1 protein-coding gene is annotated in these 748 nt (G+C 69.7%); it reads left to right on the top strand.

Annotated features, from left to right (window positions below):
* Positions 1-748 (top strand): AMP-binding protein (locus ABEA33_RS27270; RefSeq protein ID WP_345530353.1); only part of this gene is annotated, 748 nt, incomplete at both ends.

Here is a 748-nt window from a genome sequence, read left to right as displayed (position 1 = left end):
CGTCGGATCGGGACGCGTTCTGGGCCGAGCAGGCCGAGCGGCTGGATTGGGACACGAGGTGGGATCGGGTCTTGGACTGGGACGACGCGCCGTTCGCGAAGTGGTTCGTGGGCGGGCGGCTGAACGCGTCGTACAACTGTGTGGATCGTCACGTCGAGGCCGGCCGGGGTGACAAGGTCGCGATCCACTGGGTCGGTGAGCCGGTGTCCGATGATGGGGTGGCCGACGCCCGTGACTTGACCTATGCGCAGCTCAAGGACGAGGTGTCGCAGGCGGCTAACGCGCTGATCGGGCTCGGGGTGCGGACCGGGGACCGGGTCGCGATCTATCTGCCGATGATCCCCGAGGCGGTGGTCGCGATGCTGGCCTGCGCGCGGATCGGGGCGCCGCACACGGTGGTCTTCGGTGGGTTCTCGGCCGATGCGCTGGCCTCGAGGCTCGACGACTGCCAGGCCAAGGTCGTCATCACCGCCGACGGCGGCTACCGCCGGGGCGCGGCGTCGGCGCTGAAGCCTGCCGTGGACGAGGCGCGCACGAAGACCACCCAGATCAACGGGCACGTGGTGGAGAAGGTGCTGGTCGTGCGGCGTACCGGGCAGGACCTGGGTGAGCACGGGTGGGACGACAGTGTGGATGTGTGGTGGCACGACGCCGTCGGCGGCGCGTCGAAGGAGCACACCCCGGAGGCGTTCGACGCCGAGCACCCGCTCTACGTCATGTACACCTCCGGCACGACCGGGAAGCCGAA

Origin of the sequence: Nocardioides endophyticus, from assembly GCF_039543845.1 — a bacterium.
Classification (GTDB): Bacteria; Actinomycetota; Actinomycetes; order Propionibacteriales; family Nocardioidaceae; genus Nocardioides; species Nocardioides endophyticus.
The sequence above is the reverse complement of the archived record's forward strand: the minus strand, read 5'-3'. Positions and strand labels throughout refer to the sequence as shown.